At 63.0% G+C, this 21,449-nt stretch carries 20 protein-coding genes; 13 read left to right on the top strand and 7 right to left on the bottom strand.

The genetic code is table 11. From position 1 onward, the window contains the following. Nucleotides 1–37: 37 nt before the first annotated feature. Nucleotides 38–955, bottom strand: coding sequence for a putative 2-dehydropantoate 2-reductase (locus M1D87_RS21695; protein WP_123084996.1), 918 nt, complete (start codon nt 953–955; stop codon nt 38–40). A 100-nt stretch (nt 956–1,055) separates the two neighbouring features. Between M1D87_RS21695 and M1D87_RS21690 the strand changes: the two genes are divergently transcribed. From M1D87_RS21690 to M1D87_RS21680, 3 genes are all read left to right on the top strand, one after another. Beyond that, nucleotides 1,056–1,541, top strand: a complete 486-nt coding sequence (locus M1D87_RS21690) for a YajQ family cyclic di-GMP-binding protein (RefSeq protein ID WP_003260761.1) — start codon at nt 1,056–1,058, stop codon at nt 1,539–1,541. 114 nt (nt 1,542–1,655) lie between these two features. Further along, nucleotides 1,656–2,498 (top strand): mechanosensitive ion channel family protein, encoded by an 843-nt coding sequence (locus tag M1D87_RS21685; RefSeq protein ID WP_015271698.1) that lies wholly within the window; start codon nt 1,656–1,658, stop codon nt 2,496–2,498. 204 nt (nt 2,499–2,702) lie between these two features. Beyond that, nucleotides 2,703–3,947 carry an MFS transporter gene (locus M1D87_RS21680; protein ID WP_061552435.1) on the top strand — a complete coding sequence of 415 codons (1,245 nt, stop codon included), beginning with the start codon at nt 2,703–2,705 and terminating at the stop codon, nt 3,945–3,947. A 114-nt stretch (nt 3,948–4,061) separates the two neighbouring features. On the opposite strand, the gene M1D87_RS21675 is transcribed toward M1D87_RS21680, so the two are convergent. Then, a complete protein-coding gene (locus M1D87_RS21675; RefSeq protein ID WP_123084997.1) occupies nt 4,062–5,609 on the bottom strand; it encodes an AmpG family muropeptide MFS transporter in 1,548 nt (515 codons plus the stop codon). Between the two features lie 43 nt (nt 5,610–5,652). After that, entirely contained in the window at nt 5,653–6,006 is a 354-nt protein-coding gene (locus tag M1D87_RS21670; RefSeq protein ID WP_123084998.1) for an MGMT family protein, read from the bottom strand. 166 nt (nt 6,007–6,172) lie between these two features. On the opposite strand from M1D87_RS21670, the gene M1D87_RS21665 reads away from it, so the two are divergent. From M1D87_RS21665 to groL, 5 genes are all read left to right on the top strand, one after another. Then, nucleotides 6,173–7,183 carry a DUF481 domain-containing protein gene (locus M1D87_RS21665; RefSeq protein WP_061552434.1) on the top strand — a complete coding sequence of 337 codons (1,011 nt, stop codon included), beginning with the start codon at nt 6,173–6,175 and terminating at the stop codon, nt 7,181–7,183. A gap of 149 nt (nt 7,184–7,332) precedes the next feature. Continuing rightward, a complete protein-coding gene (locus tag M1D87_RS21660; protein ID WP_039612991.1) occupies nt 7,333–8,064 on the top strand; it encodes a HugZ family pyridoxamine 5'-phosphate oxidase in 732 nt (243 codons plus the stop codon). A gap of 67 nt (nt 8,065–8,131) precedes the next feature. After that, entirely contained in the window at nt 8,132–8,593 is a 462-nt protein-coding gene (locus M1D87_RS21655) for an FxsA family protein (protein ID WP_123084999.1), read from the top strand. Nucleotides 8,594–8,841: 248 nt separating this feature from the next. After that, nucleotides 8,842–9,135 (top strand): co-chaperone GroES, encoded by a 294-nt coding sequence (locus M1D87_RS21650; RefSeq protein ID WP_003260750.1) that lies wholly within the window; start codon nt 8,842–8,844, stop codon nt 9,133–9,135. A gap of 48 nt (nt 9,136–9,183) precedes the next feature. Then, entirely contained in the window at nt 9,184–10,824 is a 1,641-nt protein-coding gene (groL, locus tag M1D87_RS21645) for a chaperonin GroEL (RefSeq protein ID WP_013974091.1), read from the top strand. A 166-nt stretch (nt 10,825–10,990) separates the two neighbouring features. Here the strand turns inward: groL and M1D87_RS21640 are convergent, their stop codons facing one another. After that, nucleotides 10,991–11,719 (bottom strand): phosphatase PAP2 family protein, encoded by a 729-nt coding sequence (locus M1D87_RS21640; protein WP_039612989.1) that lies wholly within the window; start codon nt 11,717–11,719, stop codon nt 10,991–10,993. A gap of 183 nt (nt 11,720–11,902) precedes the next feature. On the opposite strand from M1D87_RS21640, the gene colR reads away from it, so the two are divergent. From colR to M1D87_RS21615, 5 genes are all read left to right on the top strand, one after another. Beyond that, entirely contained in the window at nt 11,903–12,586 is a 684-nt protein-coding gene (colR, locus tag M1D87_RS21635) for a two-component system response regulator ColR (RefSeq protein WP_003255215.1), read from the top strand. Next, nucleotides 12,576–13,886 carry a sensor histidine kinase gene (locus tag M1D87_RS21630; RefSeq protein WP_015271692.1) on the top strand — a complete coding sequence of 437 codons (1,311 nt, stop codon included), beginning with the start codon at nt 12,576–12,578 and terminating at the stop codon, nt 13,884–13,886. Before colR ends, M1D87_RS21630 begins: the two co-directional genes overlap by 11 nt. 106 nt (nt 13,887–13,992) lie before the next feature. Further along, nucleotides 13,993–14,676 carry a class I SAM-dependent methyltransferase gene (locus M1D87_RS21625; RefSeq protein WP_013974088.1) on the top strand — a complete coding sequence of 228 codons (684 nt, stop codon included), beginning with the start codon at nt 13,993–13,995 and terminating at the stop codon, nt 14,674–14,676. A gap of 6 nt (nt 14,677–14,682) precedes the next feature. Beyond that, entirely contained in the window at nt 14,683–15,384 is a 702-nt protein-coding gene (locus M1D87_RS21620) for a lipopolysaccharide kinase InaA family protein (RefSeq protein WP_061552431.1), read from the top strand. After that, nucleotides 15,381–15,614 carry a hypothetical protein gene (locus M1D87_RS21615; RefSeq protein WP_013974086.1) on the top strand — a complete coding sequence of 78 codons (234 nt, stop codon included), beginning with the start codon at nt 15,381–15,383 and terminating at the stop codon, nt 15,612–15,614. Before M1D87_RS21620 ends, M1D87_RS21615 begins: the two co-directional genes overlap by 4 nt. A 297-nt stretch (nt 15,615–15,911) precedes the next feature. On the opposite strand, the gene M1D87_RS21610 is transcribed toward M1D87_RS21615, so the two are convergent. The 3 genes from M1D87_RS21610 to M1D87_RS21600 all read right to left on the bottom strand — a co-directional run bounded on the left by M1D87_RS21610 (nt 15,912) and on the right by M1D87_RS21600 (nt 21,448). Then, nucleotides 15,912–18,956 (bottom strand): multidrug efflux RND transporter permease subunit, encoded by a 3,045-nt coding sequence (locus tag M1D87_RS21610; RefSeq protein ID WP_039612987.1) that lies wholly within the window; start codon nt 18,954–18,956, stop codon nt 15,912–15,914. A gap of 12 nt (nt 18,957–18,968) precedes the next feature. Further along, nucleotides 18,969–20,117, bottom strand: a complete 1,149-nt coding sequence (locus tag M1D87_RS21605; RefSeq protein ID WP_123085000.1) for an efflux RND transporter periplasmic adaptor subunit — start codon at nt 20,115–20,117, stop codon at nt 18,969–18,971. A gap of 233 nt (nt 20,118–20,350) precedes the next feature. Next, entirely contained in the window at nt 20,351–21,448 is a 1,098-nt protein-coding gene (locus tag M1D87_RS21600) for a DUF1513 domain-containing protein (RefSeq protein ID WP_061552429.1), read from the bottom strand. Nucleotide 21,449 lies beyond the last annotated feature (1 nt).

Raw genomic sequence — 21,449 nt, 5'->3', positions numbered from 1 at the left:
GGCTAGGCAATATCCGTATCCGGTTGAAAGGGCTGCGTCAGTCGCAGGGCAAACCACGCACACGCAGGTTATCGACCAGGTGCTGCAGCAGGCGTTCCAGCTCTGGCAGCTGCAGGCCATGACGGCCGGCGGCGCGGCAGGCGTGGCCAAGCAGGTAGTGCACCTCGGTGCGGCGGCCTGCGCGTACATCCTGGTACATGGAAGAGTAGTTGGCCGCAGTGGCGAGGATCACCCGCTGCACTTCTTCGTTCAGCCCGTCTGCCGCTTCTGGCTGGCCACAGCGGCGCAGCAGTTGGGCCAGCTCGGCGCACAGCGCATCCACTTCGCCCAGGTGCCCCAGCAGCCCGCCGTTCTGGCAGTCGTGCAGCACGGTCAGCGGGTTGATGGCGCAATTGAGTGCCAGCTTGCGCCACAGACGGGTAAGGATATCCACCGTCCACTCGGCAGGGATGCCAGCCTGATGCAGGTCATCGAACCAGGCCGGGATCGTCGGGTTGCGTGGGTCACCCAGCCAGTTGAAGCCGTGGCCGGCAAAGCGTACGTGCCAATCTCCCTCGCGGAATGCGCCTTCGGTACTGGAGGCGAAGATGCAGCGTGCATGGGGCACCAGGTCGGCGACCTCGTCCTGGCTGCCCAGGCCGTTCTGCAGCAGAACCACCTCGGCGTCTTCGGCCAGGCGAGGTGCCACGCCGGCGATGGCCGGGGCGGCTTCGTAGGCCTTGCAGGCCACCAGCAGGCGATGGATCGGGCCGTGTGCCTGCGCGGTTTCGGCGGGGATGGCGTAGTGGCGGGACTGGTCCTGTTCGACCAGGGTCAGGCCGCCGGCCTGCTGGTAGGCCTGCAGCCGCTGCCCGTCACGCAGGATCAGGCGCACTGCCTTGCCCGCGCGCGCCAGGCGGCAAGCCCACAGGCTGCCAAGGCTACCGGCGCCGAGAATATGCCAGGTGCTGCTCATATGCGTTTCGCAACCCGTTATAATGAGCCCGCATTTTAACCGTCAAACCCAGCGCGCTCCATCTTCAGCCTGAGCGCGCTTTTATTTTGGGAGAACAACCATGCCTTCGTTCGACGTGGTATCGGAACTGGACAAGCACGAAGTGCAGAACGCGGTCGACAACGCCATCAAGGACCTGGACCGTCGCTACGACCTCAAGGGCAAGGGCACCTTCGAGTTCAAGGACAAAGAGCAGACCGTGATGCTCACCGCCGAGGAAGAGTTCCAGCTCGAAGCGATGCTGGAAATCCTGCGCCTGGCGCTGGTCAAGCGCAAGATCGACGTGAAGTGCCTGGAAACCAAGGACCCGTACGCCTCGGGCAAGGAAAAGAAACAGGAAGCCAAGTTCCGCGAAGGCATCGACAAGGAACTGGCGAAGAAGATCGTCGCCACCATCAAGGATGCCAAGCTGAAAGTGCAGGCCGCCATCCAGGGCGAGCAGGTACGCGTTACCGGCAAAAAGCGCGACGACCTGCAGGAAGCCATTGCGCTGCTGCGTACCAAGGAATTCGACATGCCACTGCAGTTCAACAACTTCCGCGACTGATGTGGGCATCGCCCGGAACCCCGATGGCCAAATGATGTCCATGGGGGCCGGGGCTGCGCCATCGCGCGTGGCCAGTTCTACCGTGTACTTGCCGCTCGGCATCAGGAGATGAATATGGATTTGAACGCTGAAGTCGATCAGCTGGTCCGCCAATCCCAGACCTGGATCCCCTTGATCATGGAATATGGCAGCCGTGTGCTGCTGGCGCTGCTGACCCTGGCGGTCGGCTGGTGGATCATCAACAAGGTCAGCGCCCGCCTGGGCAAGCTGGTTGGCCTGCGCAACGCCGACCTGGCGCTGCAGGGCTTCATCAGCACCTTGTCGAATATCGTGCTGAAGGTGCTGCTGTTCGTCAGCGTGGCGTCGATGATCGGTATCGAGACCACCTCGTTCGTTGCCGCCATCGGTGCCGCGGGCCTGGCCATCGGCCTGGCCTTGCAGGGCAGCCTGGCGAACTTCGCCGGCGGTGTGCTGATCCTGATGTTTCGCCCGTTCCGCATCGGTGACTGGATCGAGGCGCAAGGCGTGGCCGGCACCGTCGACAGCATCCAGATCTTCCACACCGTGCTGCGCACTGGTGACAACAAGACGGTGATCATGCCCAACGGCAGCCTGTCCAACGGCATCATCACCAACACCAACCGCCAGCCGACGCGCAAGGTGGTGTTCGATGTGGGCGTGGACTACGAGGCCGACCTGCAGAAGGCCCGCAACGTGCTGCTGGAGCTGGCGCAGGACCCGCGCGTGCTGCCCGACCCGGCGCCGCAGGCGGTGGTCGCGACCCTGGGCGACAGCTCGATCACAGTGTCCTTGCGCTTGTGGACCAAGACTGCCGATTACTGGGATGTGATGTTCATGCTCAACGAGCATGCGCGTGACCGGTTGAAGGCCGAAGGGATCGACATTCCGTTCCCGCAGCGGGTGATTCGCGTGGTGCAGGAGACTGCAGCGCAGTAATACCGCGTTGTCATTGATTGGGGCCGCTTCGCGCCCCATCGCGACACAAGGCCGCTCCTACAGGGAATCGCGTAACCCTTGTAGGAGCGGCCTTGTGTCGCGATGGGGCGCGAAGCGGCCTCGGCTTTTTACACTTGTTCACAGCAATACCCCGCCATTTCTGGCATATAGCCTGACCCCACCTGCCACACCCGATACGCCATCATGAAACCACTGCTGTACATCACCCCCCTGCGCGCCTTGCTGTTCGGTCTGACCCTGGCCCTGTTCGAGCTGCTCACCTACCTGGCCAGCGACGCCGTCATGCCGGCCATGCCGGTGGTGGTCGGCGACCTGAATGCCAGCCCCGAATACATTCCCCACGCCCTCAACCTGTACCTGCTGGGGGGCGTGGTGCTGCAATGGCTGATCGGCCCGCTGGCCGACCGCTATGGCCGGCGCCCGTTGCTGCTGATCGGCTGCGCGTTCTTCGGCCTGGCCTGCCTGGCCACCTTCTGGGTCCACGACATCGGCCTGTTCAACTTGCTGCGCCTGCTGCAAGGCATCGGCCTGGGGTTTGTGGTCACGGTCAGCTACCCGGCCCTGAACGAAGCCTTCAGCGAAGCCGACGCCGTGCGCATGATGGCCCTGCTGGCCAACATCGCCTTGCTCTCGCCACTGCTCGGGCCGCTGGTGGGCACCTTGCTGCTGCAGTGGCTGGACTGGCGTTGGCTGTTCGTGGCCTTCACCATTGGCGCGGTTGTGGCCTGGCTGCTGCTGTACCGGCTGATGCCGGAGACCTTGGGCGTGGAGCGCCGTGACGGCTCGCGCCTGGCATTCACGCCGATCCACCTGCTGCCATTGCTGGCCGGCTACGGCCAGTTGCTGGGCAACCGCCGCTTTGTCGCTGGCAGCGCGGCCCTGGGCCTGGTCGGTCTGCCGCTGATTGGCTGGATCGGCCTGTCGCCGGTGCTGCTGATCCACGACGAGGGGCTGAGCACCATGGAGTACGCCTTGTGGCAGTTGCCGGTGTTTGGCGGGCTGATCCTGGGCAACCTGATCATCAACCGCATTGCCGATCGCTATCCGTTGGCGGCGCTGGTGCGCGGTGCATTGTGGCCATACCTGGCCGGCCTGTGCCTGATGGGACTGGCGACATGGTACTGGCCGAGTGTGACCAGCGTGGTGGCGGGCATGTCGCTGTACGCGCTGGGGTTGGGCGTGGCCAACGCGGTGCTGTATCGCATGACGCTGTTCGCCAGCGAGCAGAGCAAGGGCCTTGTCTCGGCCATGCTGGGGATGATCACCATTGCCTTGCTGGGGTTGGGTGGGGCGCTGCTGGCGATGATTGGGGCCGGGGCCAGCTTGCTGCACTTTGCCCTGGCGGCGGGTGTGGCGGGGGCCTTGGCGCTGTGGCCGCTGTGGTTTGTGGTGGGTGGAAGGCCTGGTGAGGGGGCTGTTGCTCAGTAAACTTATTGCCTGTACCGGCCTCCTCGCAGCACAAGGCTGCTCCTACAGAGCTGTGGTGTATCTGTAGGAGCAGCCTTGTGCTGCGAAGAGGCCGCTACAGGCAATACAAACCTGTCAGGGCCGCTCGGCCGCCGAACCTTCCTCTGCAACCGGTTTGCCCGGCCCGGCCTCCTGGCGCCACTGCAGGGCAATCAGGATCAGGGTCGGCACGCCAAGGAGGGCAGTGATCAGGAAGAAGTCGTGGTAACCGAACTTCTCCACCATGACCCCCGAATAACCCCCGATCAGCCTTGGCAACAGCAGCATGATCGAGCTGAGCAACGCGTACTGGGTAGCCGAGAACTTCAGGTTGGTCAGGCTCGACAGGTAGGCAACGAAGGCCGAGGTGGCCAGGCCGGAGCTGAAGTTGTCCAGCGAGATGGTCACCACCAGCATTTGCAAGTTCGGGCCCATGTCGGCCAGCATCAGGAACAGAATGTTGGTGCCCGCGGAGGCCGCACCGCCGATGAACAGGATCGGCATGATACCGAAGCGCACGATCAGCAGGCCGCCAACACCGGCGCCGACCAGGGTCATGATCAGGCCGAAGATCTTGCTGACGCTGGCGATCTGGTCCTTGGTGAAGCCCATGTCGATGTAGAACACGTTGGCCATCACGCCCATTACCGTGTCCGACATGCGATAGGTGGCGATCAGGCCGAGCAGCAGCAGGGCCTGCCAGCGGTAGCGGGCGATGAAGTCGTTGACCGGGGTCAGTACCGGCGCGAGGCCGCGACGGCCCAGGCTCGACAGGCACGCCCAGGTCAGCAGCACATAGAGGATCAGGCGCAGGAAGGCGCGGTCTTCCAGCAGCAGGTCCAGTGGCGTTGCATCACCGGAGATGACGCTGGACCAGCCGGTATTGAACATCTGGGTGAAGCTGGCCGGTACCGATACCAGCAGGATTATCAGCACGAACACCGAGGCCAGCTGGTGCACCAGCCCATAGCGCGCTGCCGACAGCTGGGTACGCATGGGTACGGGCGGTTCGCGCATGATCAGGGTGGTGAACACGGCGGGCAGCATCATCACCGCGAACATGAGGTAGGTGCCGGCCCAAGCCTTGTGCAGGTAGCTGAAACCGGTGGAGCCGAACCACTCGGCGAAGAACAGGGCACCAGCCGTGGCCAGCAGGGCCGCCACGCGGTAGCCGGCCATGTAGCTGGCGGCGAGTGCAGCCTGGCGCTGGTCGTCGGCGATTTCCAGGCGGTAGGCATCGACCGCGATGTCCTGGGTGGCCGAAGCGAAGGCCACCAGCACCGCCAGGGCGATCAGCCATGACAGGTGCTGCTGCGGGTCGCACAGGCTCATGCCGACCAGCCCGATCACCACCAGCGCTTGCGACAGCAGCAACCACGAACGCCGGCGCCCCAGGCTTCCGAGCAGCGGCAGGCGCCATTGGTCGAGCAGTGGCGACCACACCCACTTGAAGGCGTACGCCAGGCCGATCAGGCTGGCGTAACCAATGGTCTCGCGGGCCACGCCGGCTTCGCGCAACCACACCGAAAGGGTGGAGAACACCAGCATATAAGGCAGACCGGCAGCGAAGCCGAGCAGCAAAAGTACCAAGGTTGACGGGCTGGCATAGGCAGCAAGCGCAGCGCGCCAGGTTTTACGGGGCATGGGCCAACATCTGCCTCAAGTTTGCGAAAACAAAGCGCGCACTCTAACCGCTGTGCTCCATCGGGCGCCAGCCATGGCGCGTCATATCCACACGATTGTTGGTTACATTCACACCCTCCGCGCGCAGTCGCGCCCGTTGTTCATCCCCAGACGGGGTACCCAGTGACAGGCTCAGGCGGCCGCCTGCGCCGAGCACCCGGTGCCAGGGCAGGCGAGTGTCCGCGGGCAGTTGCCCGAGGGTACGCCCGACCCAGCGTGCCGCCCGCCCAAGCCCTGCCAGTTCGGCCAGTTGGCCATAGCTGACCACCTTGCCGGCCGGAACTTGGCCAAGTACCGAATACAGCACCGTCCGTCGGCCCTCGGCGGAGTCGAGGGCGTGCTCATATCCGTCAGACATCAGGCCCCCTCTGGGCTGCAGATGAAACCGGACCGGCGGTCTGGCAAATGAGAGTTGAACTCAACGGCATGCTCCCGGTCTTTTCTTGCTCTGGTCGTCGTTATCCGGATAATGCCCGGCTTTTTTCGCCAAATCGAACCTGTAGTCCGAAAATCATAGCCCGCTTATGTATTCTAGATCCTTATTGTGCCTGCTTGCTGTTTCCCTCTGCGCCTCCCCGGTGTTCGCCGACACCGTATGGATGAAGAACGGTGACCGTCTCAGCGGCAAGATCAAAGTCTTCGACGGCGGCAAGCTGCTGCTGGAAACCCCCTATGGCGGTTCCATCGCCCTGGACTGGAAAGAGGTCCAGACTCTGGAGAGCGACCAGGAGATGCTGGTCAAGCAGGACGCCTACAGCGGTGAGCGCGCCAAGTCGCTGAAGGCCGCCGAGCCTGGCAAGGTGACCCTGGCCAATGGCGAGGCGCCGAAGACCGTGGAGCTGGCCAGCATTGAGCAGATCATGAAGCCCAAGCCCCTGGTCGAGGATTTCGTGTGGAAGGGCAACGTCGACGTGGCGCTGGACTACAAGCGCGCCGAGAACGACACCGACGACTACGACGTCGGCTTCAAGACCAGCGCCCGCCATGGCCGCTGGCGGCACAATGCCGAAGGCGAATACAACCGCGAGACCAAGGACGACGTCACCACCACAGACAACTGGAGTGCCGAGTATGCCCTGGACCGCTTCCTCACCGAGAAGTGGTTCTGGCAAGGGCGCATGGAGTACAAGCGCGACCGCATCGAAGACCTTGCTCGCCAGCGCACCGTGGGTACCGGCCCGGGTTACCAGTTCTGGGACGACGAACTGGGCGCGTTTTCGCTGGGGTCGCTGATCAACCGCACCGACTTCGAATACCAGGATGGCGCCAAGGACAACTTCTATTCTGCGGCGGTGAAGTGGGACTACACCCGCTACCTGATTGGCAAGAATGTGCAACTGTTCACCAACGGCGAGTTCGCCAAGCCGCTGGGTGGCGTGGCTGACTATGCGCTGGATGCCGAGGTTGGCCTGCGCTACAAGGTCACTGAATGGGCCTCGCTCAACCTCAAGGCGGAGAAGGACATCATCACCGGTACCCGTGAGAGTGACCTGGACAAGACCCGCTATACCGCAGGCTTCGGCGTTACCTGGTAAATCTTTGCGGCCCATCGCGACACAGGATGTACGCGATCCCTTGTAGGAGCGGCCTTGTGTCGCGATGGGCTGCAAAGCAGCCCCATTGGCACTGGATCTGATAATGCTTATCTTGTCCCATCCAGCCCGATATCAGGAGCCGCCCCCAAGTGAGTACCAATGCCATCCGTCCCGCCCGGGAGCTGCTGCTCAAGGAATACCGCGGCGTGCTCTCGACCCATTCCAAGTCGATGCCCGGCTACCCCTTCGGCTCGGTCGTGCCGTACTGCCTGGACGCCCAGGGCAACCCGTTGATCCTCATCAGCCGCATCGCCCAGCACACGCACAACCTGCAGAAGGACCCCAAGTGCTCGCTGCTGGTAGGTGAGCGCGAAGCCGAGGACGTGCAGGCCGTGGGGCGCCTGACAGTGATGGCCGAGGCGCACAAGCTGGTGGAGGAGGCCGCCATCGAGGCTGCCGCCGAGCGCTACTACCGCTATTTCCCGGACGCGGCCAACTACCACAAGGCCCACGACTTCGACTTCTGGGTGCTGCAGCCGGTGCGCCACCGCTACATCGGCGGCTTCGGCGCGATCCACTGGCTCGATCAGGTGACCCTGGCCAACCCGTTCGCCGGCAAGGCCGAGACGAGCATGGTCGAGCACATGAACAACGACCACGCCAACGCCATCGCCCATTATGTGGAGCTGACCGATTTGCCACGCCATGCGCCAGCACAGATGGTCGGGGTGGACAGTGAAGGCATGCACCTGCGTATTGGCCAGGCGGTTTACTGGTTGCCCTTCCCAAGTACTTGCAACACGCCGACACAAGTCCGCGAAGCCCTGGTTTTGCTGGCTCGCGCCGACCAGTGGCCGGTTGCGACGGAAGTCGAGGGTTGAAAAGCCGAGCGCACGCATCCATCTGTTGGTCTTACAGGAAGGTTCTCTTCCGACGAGGAATGCTTTGATGCGTGCTTTTCTACTGCTGTTTCTCCTGTTTCCCGTGCTGGAGCTGTTCGTCTTCGTGAAGGTCAGTGCCGCCATCGGTTTCTTCCCGGCACTGCTGCTGATCATCGCCGGCTCCGCCCTGGGTGTGCTGGTGATGCGCGTGGCCGGGCTGGCAACCGCACTGCGCGCCCGTGAAAGCCTGCAGCGTGGCGAACTGCCCGCCGAGGACATGTTCCAGGGCATGATGCTGGCCGTTGGTGGTGGCCTGCTGTTGCTGCCAGGTTTCATCAGCGACGTGCTGGGCCTGCTGTGCCTGCTGCCATTCACCCGTCATCTGGCCGCGCGCAAGATGCGCGAGCGTGCCGAGGCCCAGTCCATGCGACAGCGCGCCTTCCAGGACGACCCGTTCCAGGCCCGGCCGCGTGATGGCGGGCATAGGCCGAATGTGATCGAAGGCGAGTACGAGCGCCGCGACAAGTAATAACCGGGGGCCGCTTTGCGGCCCCAGCTTTTTGCGGGGCCAAGGCGCTAATGAAAAATTTTCTGAAGCAAGCCTTGTAATTGAATATGGCGGCCTCATGTATGTGGTCACCGCAAGGTTTCTGGTGGCAACACCAGGCATAACTCAGGTGGTTCGCCCATTGCGGGCCACCCCGGCAACGCCGGACAGCAACAACCCGCCGGTGTCGACACCGGCCGATGAAAACCACAATTTGGGAGAGATCGACAATGAAGCTTCGTCCTCTGCATGACCGCGTCGTTATCCGTCGCAGCGAAGAAGAATCGAAAACCGCTGGCGGTATCGTCCTGCCGGGTTCGGCCGCTGAAAAACCAAACCGCGGCGAAGTCGTCGCCGTCGGCACCGGTCGCATCCTGGACAACGGCGAAGTTCGCGCACTGGCCGTGAAAGTGGGTGACAAAGTGGTTTTCGGCCCTTACTCGGGCAGCAACACCGTGAAAGTCGATGGCGAAGACCTGCTGGTCATGGCCGAGAACGAAATCCTCGCCGTTATCGAAGGCTGATTTCCCCGACTTCCCGTTACTCCAAAGAATTCCAAGGATTAAACGATCATGGCTGCTAAAGACGTAAAATTCGGCGATTCCGCTCGTAAGAAAATGCTGGTTGGTGTCAACGTTCTGGCTGACGCGGTAAAAGCGACCCTGGGCCCGAAAGGCCGTAACGTGGTGCTGGCCAAGAGCTTCGGCGCTCCGACCATCACCAAGGACGGCGTTTCCGTCGCCAAGGAAATCGAGCTGAAAGACGCCTTTGAGAACATGGGCGCCCAACTGGTCAAGGAAGTTGCTTCCAAGGCCAACGACGCTGCCGGTGACGGCACCACCACCGCTACCGTCCTGGCTCAGGCCATCGTCAACGAAGGCCTGAAAGCCGTCGCTGCCGGCATGAACCCGATGGACCTGAAGCGCGGCATCGACAAGGCCACCGCTGCCGTCGTCGCCGAGTTGAAGAACCTGTCCAAGCCATGCGCCGACTCCAAGGCCATCGCCCAGGTAGGTACCATCTCCGCCAACTCCGACAACTCCATCGGTGAAATCATCGCCGAAGCCATGGAAAAAGTCGGTAAAGAAGGCGTGATCACCGTTGAAGAAGGCTCGGGCCTGGAAAACGAACTGTCGGTCGTTGAAGGCATGCAGTTCGACCGCGGCTACCTGTCCCCGTACTTCGTCAACAAGCCGGACACCATGGTTGCCGAGCTGGAAGGCCCGCTGCTGCTGCTGGTCGACAAGAAGATCTCCAACATCCGTGAGCTGCTGCCAGTTCTGGAAGCCGTTGCCAAGGCCGGCCGCCCACTGCTGATCGTTGCCGAAGACGTTGAAGGCGAAGCCCTGGCTACCCTGGTAGTCAACAACATGCGCGGCATCGTCAAGGTTGCTGCGGTCAAGGCTCCGGGCTTCGGCGACCGCCGCAAGGCCATGCTGCAGGACATCGCCGTCCTGACTGGCGGCCAGGTCATCTCCGAAGAAATCGGCCTGTCGCTGGAAACCGCTACCCTGGAGCACCTGGGTAACGCCAAGCGCGTCATCCTGTCCAAGGAAAACACCACCATCATCGACGGCGCTGGCGCCGACACCGAGATCGAAGCACGCGTCAAGCAGATCCGTGCCCAGATCGAAGAGACTTCCTCGGACTACGACCGTGAGAAGCTGCAAGAGCGTCTGGCCAAACTGGCTGGCGGTGTTGCCGTGATCAAGGTCGGTGCCGGCACCGAAGTTGAAATGAAAGAGAAGAAAGCCCGCGTTGAAGACGCCCTGCACGCTACCCGTGCAGCCGTTGAAGAAGGCGTGGTACCTGGCGGTGGTGTAGCCCTGGTTCGCTCCCTGGCTGCCATTGCCAACCTCAAAGGCGACAACGAAGACCAGAACGTCGGTATCGCCCTGCTGCGTCGCGCTGTTGAAGCGCCGCTGCGCCAGATCACTGCCAACGCCGGCGACGAGCCAAGCGTTGTCGCTGACAAGGTCAAGCAGGGTTCGGGTAACTTCGGTTACAACGCTGCTACCGGCGAATACGGCGACATGATCGAGATGGGCATCCTGGACCCAGCCAAGGTCACCCGCTCGGCGCTGCAAGCTGCTGCTTCGATCGGCGGTCTGATGATCACCACCGAAGCCATGGTTGCTGACCTGCCGGAAGACAAGCCAGCTGCTGGCATGCCTGACATGGGCGGCATGGGTGGCATGGGCGGCATGATGTAAGCCAGCCTTACCCCCTGCACCATGAAAAGCCCCGGTTCGCGAGAACCGGGGCTTTTTTGTTTTCCTGTGAGGGCCCTTTCGCAGCACAAGGCTGCTCCTACAGACGATCGCGTACTCTTGTAGGAGCAGCCTTGTGCTGCGAAAGGGCCGCAAAGCGGCCCCTGGGTCAGGCGATGCTACGCTCGGCAGCAGGCACCTCAGCCATTCCCCTCCGATACAGGATCAGGTAATAGGACCCCAAGCCGATCAACCAGCAGAACACCGCCGTCCACACGTTGTGCGACAGGAAGTGCGCCCCCTGCATCATCCGCCCCAGCGACAGCACCGACCCGGCGACGAAGGCCACCGTCAACGCCACTCGCGCCAGCCTTGGCTTGCGATCACGCAACATGAAGAACAGCCCGAACAGGCAGAACCCGGTTGCGGCATGCCCGCCCGGCCAGCACAGCCCGGGCTTGTCGGTCGCCGGCCGCGGTTCCAGCAGCTTGCTGTAGGTTTCCTTCCCGCCAAACTGGGTCAGGCTCCACGGGCATTGCACCTGGGTCACTTTCTTCAGCGGTGTGACAAACGCCGTGGACAGGCCCAGTGCCAGTACCAGGCAGCCCAGCTCACGGCGCCAGCCGAACAGGCGCTTCCAGAAGAAGCTGGCAGCAAAGGTCACCAGTGACATCACCCCCAGCAGGATCACCCCCTGCTTGACCCGGTCATGCAGGATATTCTCCAGCAAATAGCTGTGGCGGCCGATGAATTGCCCGGCAGCAGGGTCGAAGAACAGGTTGGCAATGTCCATGTCGACCGAGGTCAGTTCCAGCAGGATCAGGCCAAGCGCGGTTGCCAGGGGTAGCCCCAGGTACAGCCAGAAATTGATCGGGCGAGGGCGGGTTGGTTGCTGCATGACGGCTCCAGGGCGCGAAAAAGATCGGGCATTGTCGGCCGCCCGCTATCCTGTGTCCGTGAAGGATCAGTGAAAAAACCGTCAAGTGCGCTGTATTTTCCCTGGGGCTGGCACCCTGCAGGCATAGGCCTTAAGCTGCGCCTGCCGCGCACCACAGCGAGAAGCGCCGCACAGGAGAAACCGATGCGCATTCTTTTGGTTGAAGACAACCGCGATATCCTGGCCAACCTGGCCGATTACCTGGGCATGAAGGGCTACACCGTCGACTGTGCCCAGGATGGCCTGTCCGGCCTGCACCTGGCTGCCACCGAGCACTACGACCTGATCGTGCTCGACATCATGTTGCCGGGCATCGACGGCTACACCCTGTGCAAGCGCCTGCGCGAAGACGCCCGCCGCGACACGCCGGTGATCATGCTCACCGCCCGCGACCAACTGGACGACCGCCTGCAAGGCTTCCGCTCCGGTGCCGACGATTACCTGCTCAAGCCCTTCGCCCTGTCGGAGCTGGCTGCCCGCATCGAAGCGGTGCTGCGCAGGGCCCAGGGGGGCGGGCGCCGCACCTTGCAGGTGGCCGACCTCAGCTATGACCTGGACACCCTCGAAGTCACCCGCCAGGGCCGCTTGCTCAAGCTCAACCCTGTCGGCCTCAAGCTGCTGGCGGTGCTGATGCAGAAAAGCCCGCACGTATTGCGTCGCGAAGTGCTGGAAGAAGCCCTGTGGGGCGATGATTGCCCTGACAGCGACAGCCTGCGCAGCCACGTGCACCAGCTGCGCCAGGTGATCGACAAGCCGTTCGAAAAACCGCTGCTGCATACCGTCCATGGCGTCGGCTATCGCCTCGCCGAGGGCCGTGATGGAGTTTAAGCAAAGCCTTGCCCAGCGCATCATCATCGCCTTTGCCCTGATGAGCGCGCTGGTGGCCGGGGCCTTCGCCTTCGGCATCGTCGGCACCGTGCACCTGGTCGAAGAGCGGCTGATTTCCTCGGTGCTGGGTGGTGACCTGCAGCGCCTGCTGCGCATGGACAGCGTCAGCGACTGGAGCCACCGCCCCCGCCCCGACCAGCTGTTCTATTTCAGCGGCGGGCGCGACGACTTCGAACTTCCCAAGGACCTGCGCCACCTTGACCGCGGCTTCCACGAGGTATTCCGCGATCAACTGTCGTACCACGCCATGGTCGAGATCGTTGATGGCCGTCGCTATGTGCTGTTGCAGGACCAGAGCGACTTCGAAGAGCGCGAGCGCTTGCTGTTCGCGGTGGTGGTGGTGGGCTTCGTGCTCAGCCTGGTACTGGCGGTGATCCTCGGCTGGCTGGTGGCGCGCCGGGTGATGGCGCCGGTGATCCGCCTGGCGCGCCAGGTACGCCACCGTGACCAGTTGCTGGGGCTGGCCCCGCCGCTGGCACCGGACTATGCCGCGGACGAAGTCGGCCAGCTGGCGGTAGCCTTCGACGATACCCTGGGCCGCCTGCGCGATGCCCTGACCCGCGAACGGTTGTTCACCAGCGACGTCAGCCATGAATTGCGCACACCCTTGATGGTGCTGGCCACCTCGTGTGAGCTGCTGATGGAAAACCCGACGCTGGACGCCCGCTCGCGCAGCCAGGTGGAGCGTGTGGCGCGGGCCACGGAAGAAATGCGCGAGCTGGTCAAGACCTTCCTGATGCTGGCCCGGGCACAGCGCGACGAGGGTGCGGTGGCATCGCGGGCCACCCTGCGGGAGGTGGCTGACGAACTGGTCGGGGTTTGGCGCGACACCATCGAGCAGAAGGGCCTGGCCTTGTATTACGATGGCCGCGTCAGTGCCAGCCCGGTACTGTACAACGCCACCTTCCTGCAGTCGGTAATGGGCAACCTGCTGCGTAATGCCGCGCACTACACCGACAGCGGCTACATCCGCTTGAGCCTGGAAGCCAACGGCTTCAGCGTGGAGGACAGTGGCGTGGGTATCCCGGAGGAACAGCGCGAGGCGATGTTCCGGCCGTTCGTGCGCGGCGATGAGCGGCGCGGTGAGGGCCTGGGCCTGGGCCTGTCGCTGGTACAGCGCATCTGCGATGACCAGGGTTGGCATGTCACCCTCACGTCAACCTTGCCCCACGGCTGCCGTTTCGTGGTCGACCTGAGCAATACCGCGGCCAAGGGCGATCCGGAGGCTTTGGTCGAGTAATCTGAGTTACAGGCCATTCGGCGCTCAACATATTTTTCACATCAGCATGACCTGATTCCTACGCTTACTTACCTAATGTGGGCGGAATGGAGTCAGGAGATGCCCAATGCGTAGCCCCATCAAGCTTGAATTTTCCGAGAAGTACGACAAAGAACATGCCCGCGAGTACTTTCTCAAGCACCAGGATGGCCTGGCGCGACGCCTTTCCCACAAGCGTGATGAGCAGCTGGCGCGTCGTGCCTTGGCATTGGCTGGTGAGCCTGGGCTTGTCCTCGACCTGCCATGCGGTGCCGGCCGCTTCTGGCCGTTGCTGGCAGAAAAGCCCAACCGGGTGATCATCGGCGCCGACAACTCGGAAGCGATGATCGAGACAGCCTGTACCGCGCAAGCGCCAGAGGTGGTGGCACGGGTACGCCCTTTGCAGACTTCGGCATTTGCCATCGACTTGCCGGACAATTCGGTGGACAGCATCTTTTGCATGCGCTTGTTCCACCACATCGGCGAAGCGGCGCACAGAAAGACCATTCTTTCGGAATTTCAACGGGTTAGCCGTGATAGTGTGATCCTGTCATTGTGGGTGGATGGTAATTTCAAGGCATGGCGCCGGAAAAAACTGGAACAGCGCCGCAGGTCCAGGAAGGGCGACCAGGACAATTACCAGAACCGTTTTGTGTTACCGGCCGACACGGTCGAAGAAGAATTCCGAGCCGCCGGCTTCAGAATCCAGGAACGCCTCGACTTCCTGCCGTTCTATGCCATGTGGCGGGTATATGTATTGCGTAAGGGGTAGTGTTTGATGGCTGTAGCCCAGAGCGGGGAGTCGCGGTTCGATTTTTACTGGCGCCAGCAGGGCGAGTGGGTCGAGGAGCCTAACCAGCGCCGTGGTGGCGAGAGCGGTGTGCAACGCCTCGACGATGGCAATGGCAAGCTGCTGTATGCCAAGCGCCAGGTCGGGCATATCTACCGTAGCCTGCTGCACCCTTTCGGCCGGCCGACCGTATTGCGTGAGCTCGATGCGTTGAACAGCTTCGAGCAACTGGGCGTGCGTGTACCGCGCATCGTCTTCTGTGGCGCCGAACGTGGTGCCGACAAGCAGTGGCGTGCGCTATTGGTGAGCGAAGCACTCGACGGTTTCGTCGACCTCGATACCTGGCATGCCGAAGGTGCCCGCGAGCGTTACCCGCAGGTGGTGCATGAGCGCATGCTCAAGGACCTGGCGGACAACCTGGCGCGCATGCACCTGGGGCATTGGCAGCACGGTTGTCTGTATGGCAAGCATGTGTTCGTCAAGGTGATTGGCGAGGGCGAGCAGGCCCGGGTCGAAGTCGCGCTGCTGGACCTGGAAAAATGCCGTCGGCGCATCAGCTGCCAGCGTGCGGCGGGCAATGACCTGCGCCAGCTGCGCCGCCATTCGTCGATGAATGACGCGGAATGGCAAACACTGCTCTATTTTTACCAGATGGCGTTTGGCAGCGCTGTCAAAGGGTTAGGGCAATGAAACTAGAAATAGCTCGAGCTTTGTTCCTGGTAGCTGGCCTGGCGGTGACCACCGTGGCGGTGGCTGCCTGGGAGGAGCCGAAGCCGACGGTGTTCAGCAAGGCCGAACTGGCCGACCAGTGCGCGTTGCCGCGGGAAATGAAACCGCAGCAACAAGCCGAGGCCGCGCCGGATCAGGACCTGTTGCTGTTCCTGTTCGGCATGCGCCAGGGGTTGCGGCCGTTCGGTTGAACCCGGTGGTATATGGGAAATGCCAGAGGCCTCGCGGTTGCGGGGCCTCTGGCATTTTTGCATTTGCCTCGCCGGCCTCTTCGCGGGCTTGCCCGCTCCCACAGGTAACGCGCAAGGTTCAAGACCTGTGCGGTATTTGTAGGAGCAGCCTTGTGCTGCGAAGAGGCCAGCAGGGCAACAGAGCTTCTTCGGCAGTAGGGGCCCCTTCGCAGCACAAGGCTGCTCCTACCGGTCCTGCGCAAACCTCAAAGTCGATGCTGGCCAGGTGGGAGCGGGCGAGCCCGCGAAGAGGCCTGTTCAGGCAACCGATGTTTCCCTGGCAACCGCCTTGTGCGCCAGCAACGTGTAGATACAAGGCAACACGAACAGGGTAAACAGCGTACCAATCGACATCCCGGTGGCAATCACCGTACCGATGTCAAAGCGGCTGACTGCCCCCGCACCAGTCGCCAGGATCAGCGGTACCATGCCAAATACCATCGCTGCCGTAGTCATCAGCACCGGCCGCAGGCGAATCGCCGCGGCTTCCTCGATCGCCTCGCGCACACTCATGCCGCGCTCCTCACGTAACTGGTTGGCGAACTCGACAATCAGGATGCCGTGCTTGCTGATCAGCCCAATCAGTGTCACCAGCCCGACCTGGGTGTAGATGTTCATGCTCGATACGCCAAGGAACAGTGGCAGCAGCGCGCCACAGATCGACAACGGCACTGTCACCAGTATTACCAGTGGGTCGCGGAAGCTTTCGAACTGCGCCGCCAGCACCAGGAAGATGATCGCCAATGCCAGGCCGAAGGTCACCCACAGCGCGCTGCCTTCCTGGACGTACTGGCGCGCCACGCCGGCATAATCGAAGGCGAAACCTTCCGGAGCCTCCTCACGGGCGATGCCCTGTACGGTCTGCAGCGCCTCGCCCAGGCTGACCATGGGCACGCCCTGGATGATCGCCGAGTTCAGCTGCTGGAACTGGTTGAGCTGGCGCGGGCGGGCGCGGTCGGTGAGGGTGATCAGGGTGGATAGCGGCAGCAGTTGGCCCTGGTCGTTCTTCACGTAGTAGTTGTTCAGCCAGCCGGGGTTGTCGCGGTAAGGCCGCTCGACCTGGGCAATCACTTTGTAGCTGCGGCCTTCGAGGGTGAAGCGGTTGATTTCCGCCTCGCCCAGCAAGGTCGCCAGGGTGCTGCCCAAGGTGTCCATCGACACCCCCATCTGCGCCGCCTTGGCCCGGTCGATATCCACCACCACCTCGGGCTTGTCGAAGGCAAGGTCGATGTCGAGGAAGGCGAACTTGCCGGATTCCTGGGCACGGGCCTTGATGCGCTGGGCCACATCCAGCAGTGCCGGGTAGTCGCCAGCGCTGTTGATCACGAACTGGAATGGCAGGCCCTCGCCGGTGCCGGGCAGCGACGGCAGGTTGAAGCCGAAGATCTGCAGGCCACTGATTTCTTCGAGCTTGCTCTGCACCAGCGGCAGCAGCTCCATCTGCGTGCGCTCGCGCTCGTTCCAGGGCTTGAGCAGGAAGCCGCCGATGCCGGTCTGCACGCCATTGAAACCGTTGATCTGGAACGACGAGTAATACTCCGGGAAAGCCTTGAACAGCGGGGTGAATTCGTCGGTATAGGCGTTGAGGTAATCAAGGTTGGCCGGCTGGGGTGAACTGCTCATCATGAAGATCACCCCCTGGTCTTCGTTGGGCGCCAGTTCGTTCTGGGTGAACTTCAGCAGTACCGGAATCAGGCACAGAATGATCACGGCAAACACCAGCACGACGGGCCGGCTGTCGAGGGTGGTGTGCAGCAGGCGCTGGTAGCGCACCTTCAGGCGTTCGAACAGCACGTCCAGGCGGTGGGCAAGGCCGCTGGGGTTCTGTTCCTGGCGCAGCAGCAGCGCGCACATCATCGGTGACAGGGTGAGGGCAACGATGCCGGATATGATCACCGCACCGGCCAGGGTCAGGGCAAATTCCTTGAACAATGCGCCGGTCAGCCCGGTGAGGAAGCCGATCGGTGCATACACCGCCGCCAGGGTGATCGTCATCGACACCACCGGCATGGCGATTTCGCGGGCGCCCTCGAGGGCGGCGTCGAACGGCGACTTGCCTTCTTCCATGTGCCGGTGGATGTTCTCCACCACGACAATAGCATCGTCCACCACCAGGCCGATGGCCAGCACCATGGCCAGCAGGGTCAGCAGGTTGAGCGAGTAGCCCATCATCTGCATGAAGAACAGCACGCCGATCATTGACAGCGGAATGGTCACCACCGGAATCAGCACCGAACGCAGGGCACCGAGGAACAGGAACACCACCACGATGACGATCAGTACCGCTTCGCCGAGGGTCTTGATCACTTCGTCGATGGAGGCCTGGATGAAAAGCGTGGCGTCATAGGCGATCGATACCTTCAGCGCCGAGGGCAGCTGGCTTTCCAGCTCGGGCATGATGCGCCGCACTTCCTTGATGACGTCCAGCGGGTTGGCGGCTGGTGTGGCCTTGATGCCGATGTACACCGATGGGGTGCCGTCGAACGAGCTGACCGTATCGTAGTTTTCCGCCCCCATCTCGACCCGCGCCACATCGCCAAGCAGCACGCGGCTGTCGCCACTGGTCTTGACCGGCAGGGCGGCGAACGCCTCGGCCGACTTCAGCTCGGTGCTGGCGTTGATGCTGGTGACCACGTATTCACCCTTCACCTCGCCGGCCGCGGAAAGGAAGTTGTAGCGGCGCACGGCATTGGTCACGTCGATGGCAGACAGGCCATAGCCCGCCAGTTTCACCGGGTCGATCCAGATGCGCATGGCGAACACCTGGTTGCCGAGGATTTCCGCTTCGGCCATGCCCGGCAGGGTCGCCAGCTTGGGCTGGATCACCCGCGACAGGTAGTCGGTGATTTGCGGGTTGCTCATCTCTTTGCTGTAGAAACTGATGTACATAAGCGCCGAAGCATCGGCGGCTTCCTTGCTCAGTACCGGGTCTTCGGAGTCCTGGGGCAGTTTGTTGCGCACTTCGTTGGCCTTGGCCAGCAGTTCGGTGAACAACCGGTCGCTGTCGGCGCCGATGCGGGCGTAGATGGAAATGATCGAGAAGTTCTGTCTGCTCACCGAGGTCATGTAGTCGATGCCTTCGGCGCTGGCCAGGCTTTGCTGCAGCGGCTGGGTGATATAGCCCTGGATGGTCTCGGCGTTGGCGCCGGGGTAGGCGGTGGTTACGGTGATCAGGGCATTTTCCATTTGCGGGTACTGGCGGATCTGCAGCTTGTTCCAGGCCTGGAAGCCCAGCAGCAGGATCAGCAGGCTCACCACGCTAGCCAGCACCGGGCGGCGGATGAACGGGTCGGTGAACGCCATGCCAGCCTCCTGTCAGTCCTTGCCCGGCGTGCCCTGTGCGGGCTTCAGGGCTTTGTCCTGGCCGATGCGGATCGCGGCGCCGGGGGTGAGCTTCAGTTGGCCGGCAGTGACCACCTGTTCCCCGGCCTGCAGGCCCTTGCTGACCACCACCACGCCGTCACGGCGCTCGCCGGTTTGCACCGTGCGCTGCTCGGCGGTGAGCTGCGGCTGGCCCTTGTCGTCGTTTAGTGGCTTGCCGTCCTTGTCCTTTTTCGGCGTTGCGACATACACCGAGTTGCCATACAGGGTGTAGGTGATGGCGCTTTCCGGCACCACCACTTGTGGCTGCGGGTTGGGTAGCAGGATCAGCAGGCTGGCGAACATGCCCGGCAGCAGCTTGCTGTCCGGGTTGGCCATGGTTGCGCGTACCAGCAGGTTGCGCGTGGTTTCCTCGACCTTGGGGTTGATGGCGCTGAGGCTGGCGGGGAAGGTCTGGCCCGCGTAGGCGGCCACCTGCACCAGCACCTGCTGGCCCAGGCTGAGGTGCGGCAGGGCCTGTTCCGGTACGTTGAAGTCGACGTAGAGGCTGGATGTGTCCTGCAGGGTGGCGATCACCGTGCCGGCGGCCAGATAGTCGCCGACGTCCACTTGGCGAATGCCGATGGTGCCGCTGAACGGAGCGCTGATGCTCTTCTTGGTCTTCGATGCCTTGAGCTGGTCGACCACCGCCTGATTGCGCCGGTACTGGGCGGTGAGGCGGTCGAATTCGCCGCGGGAGATGGCCGAGTCGCCGACCAGCTGGCTGCCACGGCCGAAATCTACCTTGGCCAGGCCCAGGTCGGCCTGGGCGGTGCCGAGCAGGGCGGTTTCCTGGTCGTCGTTGAGTTGCAGCAACAGTTGCCCGGCCTTGACCTGCTGGCCTGAGTCGAAATGCAGGGCCTTGACGATGCCTTCCACTTCCAGGCTCAGCTCAACGCCCTGTAGCGCCTTGAGGCTGCCGACAGCGGGCAGGCGCTCTTGCCACGAGCGCTGTTCGGCCAAGGCGGCCGCCACGGTGATGGGCGGCTTGGGGGCAGTGAACATCTGGATCTGCTGGTAGATCGAAAAGGCTTTGTAGCCCCCCAGGGCCAGCACGATCAGCAGAACCACGGCCAACATGATGAGCATGCGGCGGCGCAGCATAGGTCCGGTTCCTTGGATGCGGTTGTTATTCGCTTAGACACGACAACGGGCGATCCTGCCCACGTGTGGATGGGGGAAGTATTGACTGTTTTTTGGGGGAAGGGGAGTGGAATGCCTGGGCCGGCCTCTTCGCGGCTAAAGCCGCTCCCACAGGGACCGCGCAGTCAACGGGTTGCGCTATTCCTGTGGGAGCGGCTTTAGCCGCGAAGGGGCCAGTACAGCCAACTCGAAAATCAGACGAGATGCAGGTGATTGTCCCAGAAACCGGACGGCAGGTTCATCGGTTGCCCGACCAGCTCGGCCTTGCGGCAATCATAGAACCGGCAACGGCCCTGCCCGGAGGTGACGACAAAGCCGTCCTGTACCGCGCCCACCCCCGCGCAATCGGGCATTGGCGCATCCAGCCGCACCGCGCCGCTGTCCAGGTCCCAGACGAACAGGCGGTTGGCCCGTGGCGCGGTCAGCGCGACCAGCCGCAGTTCGCTGTGGATAGCCACGCTGGCGGTGTACTGGGCCATGGCCTGCAACTGCCGCTCCGGTACCGGGAAGGCCATGAACGGCTCGCCCGGGCGCTTGATCGCCAGCAGTTCGGCGGTTTCATCGGCATCGCCCATGAACTGTTGGCAGGCGGCGATGGTGCCATCGCTGCCCACCGCCAGGTGGCGCACGCTGTTCATCTGCTGGGCCAGGGTTTCCTTGCTCAGCAGGGTGCCGTCGCGCTGCATCAGCACCAGGCTCGGTTCCATGGCGTCGAGGTTCATCTCCACCCGGCTTTCGGCTTCGGTGCGGATACCGCCGTTGGCCACGATCAGCGTTTCGCCGTCCGGCAGCCAGGCCACTTCGTGCGGGCCGATGCCGTGGGTCGGAATCTCCCCGCTGTGCACCAGGCGCTCGCCTTCGAAGCGGTACACACCGAGTACGCCACGCCCCGGGTCGGTGGTGTCGTTCTCGGTGGCATACAGCCATTCGCCACCTTTGTGGATGACCGCGTGGCCGTAGAAGTGCCGGTTCGGCTGCGAGGTGACGGTTTGCAGCAGGCGCCCGTCGCGCAGGTCGACCAGGTAGCTTTCGGTGCCGGGACGGCGGGCGACGAACAGCGCGATCGGCAGGTCCGGGTGATGGATGATGGCATGGCAACGTTGGGCGACCTGGGTGCTGAACACCTGGGTGCCGTCCAGGCGGAACCCGACCGCATAGTGCTTGCCGTCGCCGTCGTCACGCGCCGACAGCAGCAGGGGCTCGCTGCCTTTGTTGCGGAACAGGCTCCAGCCGCCCAGGGTGAGGGCGCTGAGCAATACGCTACCGAGTTTGAGGGCCTGGCGTCGCAGCATG

Source organism: Pseudomonas sp. SA233, from assembly GCF_054792385.1.
Note: the sequence above shows the minus strand (reverse complement) of the source record. Positions and strands in the feature narration are given on the sequence as shown.